This is a genomic window from Streptomyces sp. NPDC034086 (genome assembly GCF_055575515.1).
In genome coordinates, this window is record NZ_JBVISM010000018.1 from 1 (window position 1) to 15,745 (window position 15,745).

Annotated in this window: 7 protein-coding genes; 2 read left to right on the plus strand and 5 right to left on the minus strand. The window is 66.8% G+C overall.

Annotated features, from left to right (window positions below; genetic code table 11):
• Window positions 1-392: 392 nt before the first annotated feature.
• Window positions 393-1,064, minus strand: coding sequence for a hypothetical protein (locus ACZ514_RS28435; protein ID WP_469126000.1), 672 nt, complete (start codon window positions 1,062-1,064; stop codon window positions 393-395).
• Between the two features lie 114 nt (window positions 1,065-1,178).
• Window positions 1,179-4,220 (minus strand): DNRLRE domain-containing protein, encoded by a 3,042-nt coding sequence (locus ACZ514_RS28440; protein WP_469126001.1) that lies wholly within the window; start codon window positions 4,218-4,220, stop codon window positions 1,179-1,181.
• A gap of 577 nt (window positions 4,221-4,797) precedes the next feature.
• Here ACZ514_RS28440 and ACZ514_RS28445 point away from each other — a divergent pair.
• Together ACZ514_RS28445 and ACZ514_RS28450 are read left to right on the plus strand one after the other, a co-directional pair.
• Complete coding sequence (locus ACZ514_RS28445) at window positions 4,798-12,213, plus strand: ricin-type beta-trefoil lectin domain protein (RefSeq protein ID WP_469126002.1); 7,416 nt, start codon at window positions 4,798-4,800, stop codon at window positions 12,211-12,213.
• Window positions 12,214-12,224: 11 nt separating this feature from the next.
• Window positions 12,225-12,680, plus strand: coding sequence for a DUF4240 domain-containing protein (locus ACZ514_RS28450; protein WP_469126003.1), 456 nt, complete (start codon window positions 12,225-12,227; stop codon window positions 12,678-12,680).
• 166 nt (window positions 12,681-12,846) lie between these two features.
• On the opposite strand, the gene ACZ514_RS28455 is transcribed toward ACZ514_RS28450, so the two are convergent.
• From ACZ514_RS28455 to ACZ514_RS28465, 3 genes are read right to left on the minus strand one after another with little or no spacing between them, the layout of a single operon-like run.
• On the minus strand, window positions 12,847-14,085 hold the full coding sequence (locus ACZ514_RS28455; protein WP_469126004.1) for a tyrosine-type recombinase/integrase: 1,239 nt from the start codon (window positions 14,083-14,085) through the stop codon (window positions 12,847-12,849).
• Window positions 14,082-14,273: a helix-turn-helix domain-containing protein gene (locus ACZ514_RS28460; protein WP_469126005.1), complete on the minus strand. Its 192-nt coding sequence runs from the start codon at window positions 14,271-14,273 to the stop codon at window positions 14,082-14,084. Before ACZ514_RS28460 ends, ACZ514_RS28455 begins: the two co-directional genes overlap by 4 nt.
• Window positions 14,266-15,555: a replication initiator gene (locus ACZ514_RS28465; protein WP_469126006.1), complete on the minus strand. Its 1,290-nt coding sequence runs from the start codon at window positions 15,553-15,555 to the stop codon at window positions 14,266-14,268. The genes ACZ514_RS28460 and ACZ514_RS28465 overlap by 8 nt, the downstream gene beginning before the upstream one ends.
• Between the last annotated feature and the right edge of the window lie 190 nt (window positions 15,556-15,745).

Genomic DNA, 15,745 nt, shown 5'->3' on the forward strand with positions numbered 1-15,745 from the left:
GGTCACACCAGCGCCCACCGCGCAGACCGGCGGCGGGCAGATGCGGCTCAAGCCGCACCCACTCCGCATTCGTCAGATCACCCCGCCCCATGCCCCACCTAACGACCGGACAAGCAGACAGTCACAAGATCCGCCGGACAGGACCTAGGGTGACGTGCTGATCTCAGCGAATCCAGAGCGGGCCTGCACAGTTCAGTAGCAGGCCCTGCTCCTGGAGCTGCCCGTAGCCGGGCAGGAGGGGGCTTCGCCTTGCACGGGCGAGGTCGAGCTGTGAGTCCACACCGTGGTGATGAGGTCAAGGTCGAGTCGAACCGGTAGGGGATTGCGATCTTGCCCGCGACGGTGGCTACACCGTGCAGAAACATCCGCAACGGAGGTGGGGTCAGCGGTGCTCAGTTGAGCTTCTTCAGCTGGGCCGCCACGACCTCGGACGGCCTTTCCGCCGTTCCGGAGGTGCTGCGCGCGGTGAAGGTCACGAGGGTCGTGCCCTTGCGTACAAGGGCCACCTCGATCGGCGTCTTCTTGCCGTTCAGGTCCTGTTCCGCACTGAAGGACGCGCTTTCGTCACCGGCAGTGGGGGCTGCGCCGGGCACGATGTTGGTGAGTGTCATCTTCTCGGCGCCGTTCACGACGTTGATGGCGCCCGTGCATGCCCGGCCGGCGCCCTTGATATCGGCGAGCAGGGTCGCTGCCTTCGTCCCGTACCAAGAGTGCAGCGACACCTTGGTCGTGGTCGTGCCCTTAGTGGCCTGGATATGCACCTGGCCGCCGGTGCCGGTCATGGCGCCGCCGAGGAGTGCGGTGGCCAGGTCCCGGCACTCGGGCCGATCCGTGGAGATGACCGGCCCCTGAAACCCTTCCTCGACCTTGTGGCCAGGAAGATCCTGCGGGGTCAAGGCCAGGTCGGTGAGCTGCTCTTCGCTCAGGGGCTTCGGCGCTGGCGCCGCAGTCGCAGGTGACGGCGGGGCGTCGCTGTGGGGAGTCTCTTCTCCGGCGCTGCACGAGGTGACCAGGAGGGCCGCGGAGACGGCTGCGACGGCATGGCGGACAAGACGTGGGGGCATGGGGGTTCTCCCTGGATGGAAGTGCTGTAGTTCGGGCCCCCGTGGAAGGGGCCCGAGGACGAGTGCCGGCCGGAGTTGTCCGGCCGGGCACTCGTTGGTGGAGCGGGTGCTGGGTCAGCCGATGGCGCGGGCGGTGGCCCAGTCGTCTTCTTCTACGCGCCAGCTGGTGGTGGCGGTGGTGCGGCCTCCGTGGATGAGGTGGAGGGTGCCGTCGTTGCGGGTGGCGTAGAAGTCGGGGATCTGGTCGTTGTTGACGTCGGGGGTGCCTCGCAGGAGGGGCCAGGTGGTGCTGTCCCATCCGGTGGTGGCGTAGGTGAGGTCCTTTCCGTCGGCGGAGTTGACAGCGAGGGCGAGGGAGTTGATGTCGGTGCCGCCGCCGGTGCCGGGCTTGCCCCGGCGCAGGGCCAGGCCGCGGTCGGGGGTGGTGTCGTCGCGGAAGAGGAGGTCGGGGACGTTGTCGCCGGTGATGTCGCGGATATCGATGATGTCGCGCCTGCTCCAGCTGGTGGCGGACAGCTGGCGGGCTTCGGTGACGGTGGCGCCGCTGTAGCCGGTGAGGATCCACAAGGCGTCGCCGGCGGTGGCGAAGACGTCCTCCATCTTGTCGCCGTTCATGTCGGGGACGACGACGATCTGGGAGAGCGTGGCGGGGTCGGGTGCACCGGGCGGGAGGAGGATTTCGGTGCGGCGGCTGATGTCGAAGCGGCCGTTGCCGTCGCCCTGGTAGACGTAGAGCCTGCCGTCGGGCATGCGGGCGATGAGGTCGGTGATGCCGTCGCCGGGGTACCAGTCGTGGGAGTGCGCGATCAGTGCGCTCTTGCCGGCGGCGTCCTTCCAGTAGCCGGCCGGGACGGGCTTGCCGTTGTCGGTGGCTGCCGGCATCCAGGCGTCGAGGTCACCGATCTGGTCGGCGGGGTAGACGCGCAGGTCGCCTGCCGCGTCGATGGCCAGGAGGTCGGCCTTGCCGTCACCGGTGGTGTCGCCGGGGCCGTCGAGGCCGGGGCGGGGGCGGACGTAGAAGGTATAGGTGACGGGGTTGGAGGGGTTGCCGGCCTTGTTGACGACGCGGACGTAGAAGAGGTTGGGTCCGGCGTTGTCGGGGTTGACGTCGACGGTCACCGTGTCCGACCCGGCGGCGGGGACGGCCTTCTTGTCGTAGACCGGGTGGTTGAGGGACCACTGGAACTCGGTGATGTCCGCGGGATTGGTTCCGCCCGCGATCACCGTGATCTTGCCGGGGCCGAGGGTGTTCTTGCTCCACTCGGCGCCATCGGGGCCGGGGGCCGGGAAGTCTTCGGAGCGGATGGTGGGCGGTGTGGGCTGGGTGTGGTCGACGGTGAAGCTGCACCAGCCGCCACCGCCGGAGTCCATCGGGCCACTGCCGGACCACTGTCCGTCCCAGTCGATGGCCTGGGCGAGCCAGTAGTACGTCTTGCCGGGGGTGAATTTCTCCCACGGGATCACCACGTTCGCGACGCCGTCACTGTTGGTGTCGCGGAGTTCGTCGGCCACGGGCTGGGAGCCGTCGGCGGCCCAGATCCGGAAGTTCAGCCGGCGCAGGTTGCCGTCGCCGTCCGAAGCCTTGGTACGGAAGTCCACATCCGTCTTGCCGATCTTGGTGAACGGCTGCCCGGTGACGCACGCACCGCCCGGGGAGGTGCTCATGTTCGCCATGACCGGGGTGTCGGGAACCTTGCTGTACTCGACCTCGATGTACGGGGCGCTTTCGCCGTTGGCGAGGAACTTCTTCCAATAGCTGGCGTCGTTCTCGTTCGGCGAGCGCAGGCCCAGCGTCAGGTTCTGCCAGGCGCCGCGGGCGCCTTCCTCGACCTTCGCCTTGATGTCGATGCCGACCCAGGCGTCAGGGCAGGAGCTGTTGTAGCCGTGACCGGTGGACGCGCCCGCGATCCGGTTGCTCCAGAACGCGCTGGTGTTGGTGTTGTTCCAGGTGCTGGAGCTGGTGATCAGCGGGGTGTGGTAGACGTCGAAGGCCCTGGCGTCACAGCCCCAGGAGTAGGTCTGCAGCATCCGCAGGTTCGCCGAACGGATCTGGCTGCCGTGGATCTGCGTGCCGAAGTCGAAGATGAACGCCGCCCGCGACGTGCCGTAGGTCGTCGTCTCATATCCGACACGGGCCTCGGGAGTACCCGATCCGCTGTTGTAGTTCTGCCCGTTCCAGAAGCTCGAGCCGCCCTCGGTCTTGTAGAACGCTGTCCAGTTCTGCTTGTGACCCTTGAACGAGGGGTCGATGAAGACCGGATAGACGGTGTCCGCGTCCTCCAGCAGCTGCCTGCTGGGCGTCACCGTCAGGATGTTCTCCGGTGAGAGGGCCGCACTGGCGACCTTCGCGTGGTTGCCTTCCGCACCGTTGAGCCCGGGCAGCGCAAGCGTCGGGTGGTCCTTCGCCTCCGGAGCCGGCGCCGGCTGCGCCTCGCCCTCGGTCACGGCCACCTTGCCCGCCGAATCCCACATGTAGGGGGTCGGCGAACCGGCGATCTCCACGCCCTTGGAGTCCTTCGCGCTCACCGAACGCGAAGCCTCGTCCAGGTGGAAGGTCAGATCCGGGGAGGAAAGGCGATAGTTCAGCTGCCCCAGCAGCGGGTCGGCAGCGGCCTGCTTGTCCTTCACGACCAGGACGTGCGTGTAACCGGCATCCTGCGCCGTCATCACCAGGTCGATGCCCGGGCGGACGTTCTCGTACAGGGCACGCGGACCGGAGATGACCGGGGCGGGCAGCTGTCCCGGCCAGGCCACGACCACGTCGTGCCCCTCCGTCGTGAGCCGTACCAGCTCGCTCCACACAGGGGCGGGACCGTCCACCGTCACTGCGGCGGGGCGGGCCAGGGCCACACGGGAAATGCCACGCGAGGCTCGCTCACCGCCCCCACCGTCGGCGGGCTGTGGCTTCGAGCCCGCGCTGAACACCACGCGACCGTTGACGGCCTTCGGTGCGAAGCCGCCCTCTACCCGTTCCAGCGTCGTGTCGACCGGCTTCCAATCGTTGCCGACCTTGGCCCGGGTCGCCAGGCTGGAGACCCTCAGCTTGAAGGTACCGCTCGGCTGCGCCCACGTGGTGGTGTGCGCCGTCGTCTCAGCGGTGACCTCTACCTCTTTCCTGAGCTCGGCGGCTTCCCGGCGCGCCTCGGCCGCAGTCACGGGCGCGCCCGCCTTGCGCGTCGGCTTGGCTTCCACATGCGGCTGACGGTCGTCCCCCGTGAGACTCACCCCGACAGGGAGCGCGACGGCCACGGCCAGCAGCGCGGCCAAGCCGCCCACGTTCCGGCGGCGTTGGAACCAGCGGCGCGGTGGGTCACCAGCGTCTGCCAGCAGCGTTCTTTCGGCTACCGCTGGCGAATTCTCTCCGGCGGGTTGATTTTCGGACACAGCGAATTCTCCCCCCTCGGGCATGCGCTATCCGCCACCCCTGGGTGTTCTCAAGTAATAGGCCCGCCTGACGGGCAGCACGAAGGGGCCGGCTTCCCCTCCGGCGTTCGCGTAAGAAATGTGCGAGCTGAGCATGCCGCATTCGGTGGCGGAGGTCACCTGCGAAGTCCCTGAGATGGCGCCCGATTTGCAACGATTGCACCAACCTACGCATTACGTAAGTGATTAATTCCACACCGGATAACGGTCTATGGATTTCATCCCCGTCAGGCCGCAGAATCAGCGCACTATTTGTCAGTTCCCTGCCACACGTGTATCTCACATCGTGGGCAGATCGTGGGGGGTCCACATGTCGCCGTTCTCGGCGCATAATTTCCGCCTGCCCGGAAACAGAAGGGCGCGAGCGAGACGCACGCGCCTGGCCGGGCGTACCGGCATCACGCTGTCCGTGGCTCTTATGGCGACTTTGCTTCCTGTCCAGGCCTGGGCGGCACCACCGGGTTCCCGGGACGGCGTGCAGCTGCCGGGTCTGCAGCAGGACATCAAGGCCAAGCTCGACCAAGTCGAAGCGGCCAAACTCGAAGGATGGGCGGGCGCACCGGTCCCGTCTCCGCCTGAGTACGAACCGTCGAAGGTGGCGCCGCCGGCCGGGGGTGCCGCCAGCGTTGCACTGTCTGGTGACCAGATGGTGCAGGCCGGCAGCCTTCCGGTGAGTATCGGCAAGGCATCTCCGACGGAGGCCAACCCAACCCCACCCGCCCCCTCGGGCACGTGGTCGGTGGCGGTTGAGACGCGCTCGGCGACGGAAGCGGCCCAGGTCGACGGAGCCCTCATCAAGGTCACTCCGCCGGCCGAGGGGTCGACCCCCGTGGATGTCCAGCTGGACTACAAGAAGTTCAAGGACCTCTACGGTACCGAGTGGGCAACGCGCCTGGAGCTCAAGCAGCTGCCGGAGTGCTTCCTGACCACGCCGGAACTGCCGGAGTGCTCCGTCGCCCAAGACGTCCTGAGCACCAACGACCCGGCCACGGGCACCGTCCGCGCCACCATCGACCCGGCCACCGCGCCCGGTCAGGGGATGCGCACCATGGCCGGCGGCAGCGGCGGACCGACCGTCCTCGCAGCCACCGACGGCGCATCCGGCGCGGGCGGCACGTACAAGGCCACCTCCCTGTCCCCCACCGGTTCCTGGACCGCAGGCGGCAGCGGCGGCGGCTTCTCATGGTCGTACCCGCTGACCGTGCCCGCGCCGCCGGCAGGCCCCGCGCCCCAGATCGGCTTCTCCTATTCCTCCCAGGCTGTCGACGGCAAGACGTCGGTGGCCAACGGTCAGGCGTCCTGGATCGGTGACGGCTGGGGGTACGAGCCCGGCTTCATCGAGCGCCGCTACCGCTCTTGCTCGGAAGACCGCAAGGCGAGTCCGTCGGCTCCGAACAATGACAACGCCTCCGACAAGAAGAAAAGCGACCTGTGCTGGGCCGGCGACAGCCTCGTCATGTCGCTGGGCGGATCGACAGCCGAGCTCGTTCACGACGCTGCCACCGGGCAGTGGATTCCGGCCTCGGACAACGGCTCCCGTATCGAGCGCAAGACGGACTCGGCGGTCGCGAACGGAGCGAAGGACGGCGAGTACTGGGTCGTCACCACGCGCGACGGCACGCGCTACTTCTTCGGCCGCCATGATGTCGACGGCGCGGGCAGCCGGCCCGTGACCAACTCGGTCCTGACCGTCCCGGTCTTCGGCAACCATCCTGGCGAGCCCTGCTATCAGAGCTCCTACGCGGCTTCGTCGTGTCAGCAGGCGTGGCGTTGGAACCTCGACTATGTCGAGGACGTCCACGGCAACGCCATGATCATTGACTGGGCCAAGGAGACCAACCGCTACGCGAAGAACCGGAAGTTCCAGGAAGCGGTCTCCTACGACCGTGCCGGCTACCCCACCCAGATCACCTACGGTCTGCGCAGCGACAACCTCTCCGGGCCTCCGGCCGCCAAGGTCGAGTTCACCGTTGCCGAACGCTGCATCAAGGAAGGCACCACCCAGTGCTCGGACACGGAGTTCGAGGGCAACAACTACGGTGACAAGCAGCCCTGGTGGGACACTCCGTCCACCCTGCACTGCAAGACGGGCGCCAAGGACTGCTATGTCCCCTCGCCGACCTTCTGGACGCGTAAGCGCCTGACCGCGGTCACCACCTCCAGCCAGCGCGCCGAGGGATCCACCGCTCTGTCCCTGGTGGACCGGTGGACGCTGGCGCAGTCCTTCCCCAGGCAGCGCACGGACACCCACCCGCCGCTGTGGCTGGAGTCGATCACCCGCACCGGGTACGGCACGGCCAAGGACGAGGCGGGAAACCAGCAGAGCATCTCGCTCCCGCCGGTCTCCTTCGTGGCCAACGTCCAGGACATGCCCAACCGCGTCGCCACGAGCGCCACCGACGCCACGCCCGACTTCGACCGTCTGCGTGTAGAGACCATACGCACCGAGACGGGCGGTGAGATCTCGGTCGGCTACTCCGCTCCCTGCTCCGTTGGCGGGACGCACCCGAAGCCGGAAGAGAACACGACCCGCTGCTTCCCTGTCCACTGGTCTCCGGACAGCGAGCTGGAGAAGCCCCCGCTTGAGTGGTTCAACAAGTACGTGGTCGACAAGGTCACCGAGAAGGACCGCGTCTCCCGCCAGCCCGACGTCACCACCTCCTACACCTACGAAGGCGACGCCGCCTGGGCCAAGGACAGCGACGAGTTCTCCAAGCCTGAGCTGCGCACCTACAGCCAGTGGCGCGGTTACGCCAGCGTCCTGGTGAACAAGGGTGTCACCGCCAACACGGGCAAGCCCGACGCCACCGAGCAGTCCCAGACCCGCACCCGCTTCTTCCGCGGCATGTCCGGCGACGCCGGCCGCCCCAGGATCACGGTCAAGGACTCCACCGGCACGGAGGACCTGGGTGAGGACGTCCTCCAGCTCCAGGGCCAAGCGGCGGAAACCATCACGTACACCAAGGCCGGGGGTGCGGTCTTCTCACGGGTGCTGAACTGGCCGTGGCTGCAGAAGACAGCCTCCCGGCCCCGGGACGGCACCACACCCCTGGAGGCCTTCCGCACCGGCACAGCCCGTACCGATTCCTTGCAGACGGTCAGCGGCGGCCGCCTTCAGATGCTCCGCACCCAGCACACGTTCGACCCGACGTACGGGCTTCCGCAGACAGCACAGGCAGAGGTCCTGACGCCGAACGGCACCGGGTGGACTTCGTCGAGCCAGCAGTGTGTGACCACCGCGTACGTACACAACACCGCCAAGCACCTCATCGGATTGACGCAGCGCACCCGTACTACTGCGGGAGATTGCACCAAGACAGCGACCGGCCAGGTCCTGTCCGATACGCGCGCCTCCTACGATGCCCTGAACGCCTTCGGCGCGACACCGGACAAGGGTCTCCCCGTTCAGGGCGACACCCTTGACGCCACGGGTACGGGCTGGGTCACCCAGACGCGCACCGAGTACGACGCGCTCGGCCGCCCGACCAAGAACTACGATGCGGCCGGCAACGCCACGGCGACGAGTTACAGCCCCGGCACGGGTGCGGTCTTCGCCACGACGGTCACCAACGCGCTCGGCCATGCAGTGACGGCCAAGTCCGATCCGGGCCGCGGGAGTGTCCTGGAGAGTGTCGACGCCAACAGCCGCAAGGTTTCGATGGCCTACGACGCCCTCGGTCGTACGACCGGAGTGTGGACCCCTTCGCGGAAGCAGGGCACCGACAAGGCCGCCTACACCTTCGCCTACCAGATCGCGGAGCATGAGCCTTCGACCGTCACCAGCAACACGCTCAAGGACGACGGCACCTACAGCCAGGCCGTAACGATCTATGACGGCCTGCTGCGTCCGCGCCAGACCCAGGGCGAGGCCCTGGGTGGGGGGCGTCTGATCACCGACACCCTGTACAACGCGAACGGCACTGTCCGCCAGAGCAACAACAGCTACTACGCCGAGGGCACACCGGCGAAGAAGATCTTCGTTCCGGAGAGCGTCTTCCACGTCCCGAACTCCACCAAGACCGCGTACGACGGCCTCGGTCGGACCATCCAGTCCACGACCTTCTACGCGGACGTTGCGCAGCACTCCTCCACCACCCAGTACGGGGGTGACTACACCCTCACCCGCTCGGCCATGTCCGTTGACGGAAGCACCCCCCTCAAGGGCAGCCGCGCCGCCAAGACGTGGACCGACCCCCTGGGACGGACCTCGGCGGTCGAGCACGCCACCTCGAGCGACCTCACCACCTGGAACCGCACCTCCTACACCTACGACGCACGCAACCTCCTGGCCTCCGTCACCGACGCGGCCAGCAACAAGTGGTCCTACGGCTACGACGCACGCGGGCGGAAGACCTACTCCGAGGACCCCGACACCGGGCGCACTGAGTTCGGCTACAACAACCTCGACCAGCAGATCTGGAGCAAGGACTCCAGCGGCCGTACCCAGTACACGACCTACGACGCCCTCGGCCGCACGACCGAGCTGCGCGACAACGCCGCCAACGGACCGCTGATCGCCTCGTGGTCGTTCGACTCCCTCCTGGGCGCGAAGGGCCAGCCTGTCGCCTCGACCCGATACGAAGGCGGAGCCGCCTACACCAGCGAGGTCATCGGCTACGACGTCGAGTACCGGCCGACCGGATCGAAGATCACGATCCCGGACGTACCAGCCGCGAAGGGCCTGGCCGGAACCTACGCGTACAGCACGACGTACACCCCCACCGGCAAGGTTCAGTCCAGCACCCTGCCTGCCACCCCGGGCGGCCTGGCCCCGGAGAAGCTGGTCACCCGCTACGACGGCGACGGCATGCCCAAGAGCATGTCCGGCCTTGCCTGGTACACCGCCGACATCAAGTACAGCCCCTTCGGCGATGTCCTGCGCACCGCGTCCGGCAACGCCCCGAACCGGGTCTGGACCACCACGCAGTACAACCCGAACACCGGGCAGGTCACCAACCAGATCAGCGACCGCGAAACCGGACCGAACCGGATCAGCGACGTCTCCTACGCCTACGACCCCGCAGGCAACATCACCTCCATCACCGACACCCGCCCGGGCGGCCTGGAAGACCGCACCTGTTACACCTACGACCACATCGGCCAGCTCACCAAGGCCTGGACCGGCAAGACCGCAGCCTGCACCGGCCCGACTCTGGCGGACGTCACCCTGGGTCCGGATGGTGACGGCTTCTGGCAGGAATACCAGTTCGACGCCCTCGGCAACCGGACCAAGCTGGTCAACCGCGACCTGACCAACAGCGCGCTGGACGACGAAACCACCTACGCCTACGGCGTCACCCTCGCCGGCGGCGCCCAGCCGCCGGTCAAGACCCAGCCCCACGCCCTCGCCAAGACCGAAAAAACCACCCGTACCCCGGGCTCCACGGTCACCTCGCTCACCGACTACACCTACGACGCCTCCGGCAACACCACCAGCCGGCGCATCGACGGAGACACCCAGACCCTGAACTGGGACCGCCGTGGCAAGCTCACCTCCGCCACCAGCCCGGGTCTCGGAGCCGTGTCCGTCATCGGAGCCTCGGGCAAGTGCATCGACGTCGAAAGCGGCGGCACCGCCGACGGCACCCCGGTGCAGATCTACCCCTGCAACGAAACCAAGGCGCAGCAGTGGCGCCTGACCGGCAACACCGTCCGTGCCCTGGACAAGTGCCTCACCACCAGCGGCACCAAGCTGGTCCTCGCCACCTGCGACGGCAGCGACAAGCAGAAGTTCGTCTACCGCGCCGGCGACAAGTCCCTGAACAACCCGGCCACCAACCAGTGCGTCGACGTCCCCAACAACGCCGCCGACGGCACCGACCTCCAGCTGTGGTCCTGCAACGCCACCGGACCCCAGCAGTTCACCTTCGACAACACCACCACCTACATCTACGACGCCGGCGGCAACCGCCTCATCGAGGAAACCGGCAGCAGCCGCACCCTCTACCTCGGCGAAGCCGAGATCACCGTCAACAAGGCCGGCCAGGCCCTCGACGCCGTCCGCTACTACAGCGGCGCCGACACCACCACCCTCCGCCGCACCAGCGGCAAGGCAACCAACCACCAGCTGACCGTCCAGCTCGCCGACCACCACGGCACCGCCACCACCACCATCGACCTCGCGGCCGGCCAGAACATCACCCGCCGCAAGTCCGACCCCTACGGCAACCCCCGCGGCACCCAGCCCGGCAACTGGCCCGGCAACCGCGGCTTCCTCGGCAGCGGCATCGACGACACCAACACAGGCCTGACCCACATAGGCGCCCGCGAGTACGAGCCCACGACCGGCCGGTTCATCTCCGTCGACCCCATCATCGACATCACCAACCCGCTCCAGATGAACGGGTACACCTACGCCAACGGCAACCCCATCGGCGGATCCGACCCCTCCGGCCTCTTCTGCGACGGCTGCAGCGTCAACAACCCCGACAGCGTCTGGAGCCCAGACCACCTCGGCCAGACCCGCGACTGGGACTTCACAGACACGACATGGGACTACGGAAGCAAGGGTGCCAAGCCCAGAGACAAGAGCAACAACAAGTACTTCTACACCGGCAGCCGCGGCGACGGACCCAAGGCACCCAAGGACACCAACGGCACCGTCAAAATCTACCTGATCAATCGATACGTTCCGACTCAAGACGAACTGGTCGCACGGAACGTCTTGCATTACTCACCCAAGAAGAGCTACGAGCAGAACCTCAGCCTTTGGATAAACGATTTTTGCCAGACGGGATACATCGGCACCGATAAGCAATTCTGCCAAGGAGCTAAGGCTGTTGGGCTTATCAACCCGAGCGGCGATTGGATGGAAGTCCTAGGAATCCGCAACATCTACGAATGCAGCAAAGACTTCGGCTGGAACAAGAGCTGCGGCATGGCTGCAGTCGACATCGTCATCACGGTCGCCGGGGGAGCTATCGGAAGAGCCGCAAAGGGCACCAGGGCCGCAAAGGTTGCCATAGCGGAGGAAGGAACAGCCGCTAAACTCATCGCCCACTGCGACAGCTTTACCGCCGGCACGCTCATATTGATGTCCAATGGAACTGTAAAGAATATCGAGGACGTCAGGACCGGAGAAGAAGTTGTAGCCACAGATCCAGAGAGCGGCGAAACCGCATCGAAGACGGTTACGTCGGAGATCTTCACTGAAGACGACAAAGATTACATAGATCTGAAGGTGGAGGGCGAAAATCGCCCCATTACAACCACAGCACATCACCCGTTCTGGTCCACCTCTGCCGAATCGTGGGTTGACGCCGGCGAGCTGAAGCCTGGGGCGACGCTTCGCACAGACGAAGGCACCCTCGCCCTGGTCGCCAGTGTTCACCGCTTTAGAGCCGATCGGCAGACGTACAATCTGACGGTCTCCGACCTCCACACGTACTATGTGCTGGCGGGGCAGACTCCGGTCCTTGTCCATAACTGCAACAAGAATCAGGGTGTGTACGAGTTTCCCGATCAGTGGAACCCCGGGAAGACATACGTCGGCAAGACGCTGAACTTCAAGAACAGGCTCAAGGATCACCTTGACAGTGGGCGGTTGAAGAGCCTCGATGACGTCAAGTGCACGCACGTATGCGGCACAGAGGACGACGTTTTCATCGCTGAGCACCTCCGCATGGAGGAGTTGAAGCGCCAAGGGGTTCAGTTGGGTAACGACATAACTTCGCCTGGTAAGAAGAAGCTGCAACAAAGAGGGTTCCAGCAATTGGAGCTCTGGTGAGGGTGGATCGCGTGACCGACTTCTGGAGCATCATCGGGTCGAATCCTGCTCAGTCGGGAGACGATGTGCGATCAGCTCTCGATCGGGTCTCTGGGCGACTTGATGGGCTGGATGCGACCGATTTGGTCAAGTTTTCCGAAGAGCTGCGCGAGGCTCTTTATAGGATTGACAGGCGGGAGCTAGCGGAGATCCCGGTGGTGTTGGCGGTTGGCTTGGAGCTGCCGCAAACAAGTGACCACTTCCTGTATGCGCGTTGCGCGTGCATCTTGGGTGGCAGGGATGCGTACGATGCTGTCTTGGGGTCGACCTCAGAGTTTACGTGTTTCGTCAGGCCATTCTTCCAGGCCGCCGAGGGGCTTCTCTATCTCGCTCCTAGCGTTTACAAGAAGAAATTCGGCAGTGAAATGGGGGCGGTCGGCGGATTCCCCATTGAATCAATGTCGAATACGCAGGGCTGGGCGGAATAGGCCTACTGTGAACAGCGTGCTACGCAAACGCGCCAGTGGTCTTCTGGCATTGCGCCAGCGGTCCTCTGAGCTGCTTTGACGGCAACGCTGACGGCAACGCAGCCGGACGTCGACGGCCCCACGAGTTTTCTCGTGGGGCCGTCGGCCGTTCTGGATGAGTTCAGTGCTACTGGCTGGCAGCCTTGCTACCGAGGACGCTGCCCAAGGTGTCGATGGCTTGGCGTTGGAGGCGGAGTCGGACGTGGGCGTAGACGGCAGCGGTAACGCCAATGTGGGCGTGGCCGAGGAGTTCCTTGATGACGACGAGGTCGACGCCTTGCTCCAGGAGCAGGGTGGCGGTCGAGTGGCGGAGGTCGTGGAAGCGGATGCGGCGGAGTCCGGCCCGGTTGAGGAAGCTGCGGAAGCGGCGGGTGAGGTTAGCCGGGTCGAGAGGCCCGCCGGTCGGGGTGGTGAAGACGAGGATGCTGTCCTGCCAGGTTGACCCAGCGGTCTCCCGCTCCCTGTCCTGCCGTTCCTTGTGCTCCTTGAGGGAGTGGAGGCATTCGGTCGGGAGGGCGATGCGGCGTTCGGACGCCCGGGTTTTGGTGGGTAGGTGGGTGAGGCCGCCGGTTCGGGTGCGCTGGAGCGAGCGGCGGATGCTGGCCGTTCCGGTGCTGAGGTCGAGGTCTTCCCAGTGGAGGCTGAGGAGTTCGCCCTTGCGGAGTCCGGTGCGGAGGGCGAGTTCGTACAGCGCGTGGAGCCGATCGGTGCGGGCCGCGTCGAGGAACTGACGGGCCTCTGCCGCAGTGAGCGGACGGAAGCGCCTGGGCTGGTGCGTGGTGGTCTTGACGTCGCGAGCGACGTTGCGCGGCAGCTCGTCTTCGCGGACGGCGTGTTCCAGTGCCGACTTGAGTACCGAGTGCACGTAGGTCACGGTCAAAGCGGACAGCTGCTTCTGGCAGCACTCGCCGATGGCGCAGCACCTCTTCCGTTCGGTGTCCAGGCCTTGGGCACAGCACTGGCAGGTGGTGTGGAGCCGGTCGAGGAAGGTGCGGACGTCCTTGGCTGTGAGGCGGGCGACCTTCTTGGTGCCGAGGCCGGGGATGAGGTGGAGGCGGACGCAGGCGGCGTATCGGGTGTGGGTGTTTTCGCGGAGCCGGTGGACGGCGACGCCGTTCAGCCAGTAGGTGAGGTAGTCACCGACGGTGCTGTCTGCAGTGGCGACGGGCAGGCCGCGGTTGCTGTCGGCGATCTTCTCGGCGAGTTTGTCGGCGGCTTCTCTCCGGGTGCTGCCGTAGACGCGGACGCGTTTGCGGTTGCTGTCAGCGGCGAGGACGTAGCCGGCGGCTTCCCAGCGGCCGTCCTTGCGCTGGTAGAGGGTGCCTTCGCCGTTGGCGCGGGCCTTCTTGCGCTTGGGGGCGGTCATCGGGCGGTCTCTTCCAGGTGGCGCTGAACGTAGTCAGCGAGGGCGAGGGCGTGGGCGGGGATGCGGCGGGCGCGGCCGATGGTCAGGGAGGCGAGGCGGCGGGTGCGTAGGAGGTCGTAGAGGGCGGAGCGGCCGATCTTGAGGCGGGTCATGGCCTCGGGGACGGTGAGGAGTTCGTCGTCACGCACCGGCTGTCACCGCCTGTTCGCGTGTCGGGCCGCCGTGTATGAGTGCGGCGAGGCGTTCGAGGTCGGGGGTGAGGCCGGTGCCGTCGTAGGCCCAATGGGCGAGGACGAGGGTGGTCGGGGAGGGCGGAGGGGTGTGGCGGCGGTGCCAGGCGGCTCGGGCGTTGCGGAGTGCGCCGAGGGTGGTGGAGTAGGTGCGGGTCTTGGTGGAGAAGTGGCCGCGGAAGCCGAGCATGTGGGCCCACTTGCGCAGGTTCAGGTGCTTGAGGTCGTCGCGGGCGCCGAGGGTCCAGGCGGTGCGGATCATGCGGGCGGCGTGCTCGGGTACGGACTCGAACCAGAGGTCGGTGATTCTCTTCAGCCGGTGGTCGAGGGTGCCGGTGGCGGCTTCGGTGCCCTTGGTGGCGTACTTGGCGACGTATCCGGCGACCTTGCCCTCGGTGATCGTGGTCCCGGCCTGGAAGGCTGTGGATCGGATGATCCGGGTGTCGATCTGCTGGCCGAAGGCGAAGGAGTGGGCTCGGCCGTTGGCCTCCGGCCCGTCGATGCGGGCGCGGGTGGCCGAGATTCGGATGGCATCGGCCAGCAGGTCGGGTGTGGCCCAGGCGGGTGGCGGGGTGTAGGGGCCTGTGGGGCGGTCGAGGCGGATGACAGCGTGGAAGTGGATCAGCCCGCGCTGCTGGTACTCCGCGACCTTCGCGTACGAGACCCGGACGACCTTGGAGAGCAGGCGTTGCGGGACGCCGGCAACGGCGGCGATGGTGCGACGCAGGTGGAGCATGAAGCGGGCCCACAGGGCGGGGGCGTGGGCGTTCCACAGCACGGCGCCGGTGTAGTCGTACCGCTCCGGGTCGAGAGGGGTGCCGAGGAGCGGGTCGCTCTTGGTGTGGGTGCGTCCGCAGCGGCAGCGGGCAGAGCCGCCCACGCGTCGCCCGTGGACGGGGCCGTACGAGGGTGCGGTGAGGGTGGCGAAGACGCGGGGGTGGGTGGCGACCTGGTCTGGGATGGTCTTGCCGCCGCGCAGGCCGGCGGCGATGAGGTGGTAGGTGTCCTGGCGGTAGAGCTCGGCGCAGGAGGGGCAGCGGGTGGTGCGGCGGTTGCCGCAGCGGACCAGGAGGTGCCCGGCGGGAAGTTCCTTGGACTTCAGTTCACGCAGGATCTCGCCGGTGAAGGCGTCGACATCGATGCGCTGGACTTCGAGGCGGACCGGCTGCGCGCAGCTACCCAGGGAGGACAGCTGCCGTACCAGGCCGAACGGCGTACCGCCGAAGCGGGATGCGTCCAAACTTTCTCTACGTCTTCAAGGCGACCCGCTGACGCGGGTCGCGCGCGGCACGGCCGCCCACCCGGCCCGCTCTCGGCTCCGCCACCGCGGGCCGGCCAGCGACCAGGCCGCGCAGAAACGCGTAGCCGACCACCGGAAGCGCTGAAGAAGCCGGACGCGCCCGCACGCGAACGCCAGGCCGACGGCGAGG

What these genes read in the sequence shown, in the direction of transcription:
- ACZ514_RS28445 (WP_469126002.1), top strand. Translation starts at nt 4,798, where the DNA reads ATGTCGCCGTTCTCGGCGCATAATTTCCGCCTGCCCGGAAACAGAAGG.
- ACZ514_RS28455 (WP_469126004.1), bottom strand. Translation starts at nt 14,085, where the DNA reads ATGACCGCCCCCAAGCGCAAGAAGGCCCGCGCCAACGGCGAAGGCACC.
- ACZ514_RS28435 (WP_469126000.1), bottom strand. Translation starts at nt 1,064, where the DNA reads ATGCCCCCACGTCTTGTCCGCCATGCCGTCGCAGCCGTCTCCGCGGCC.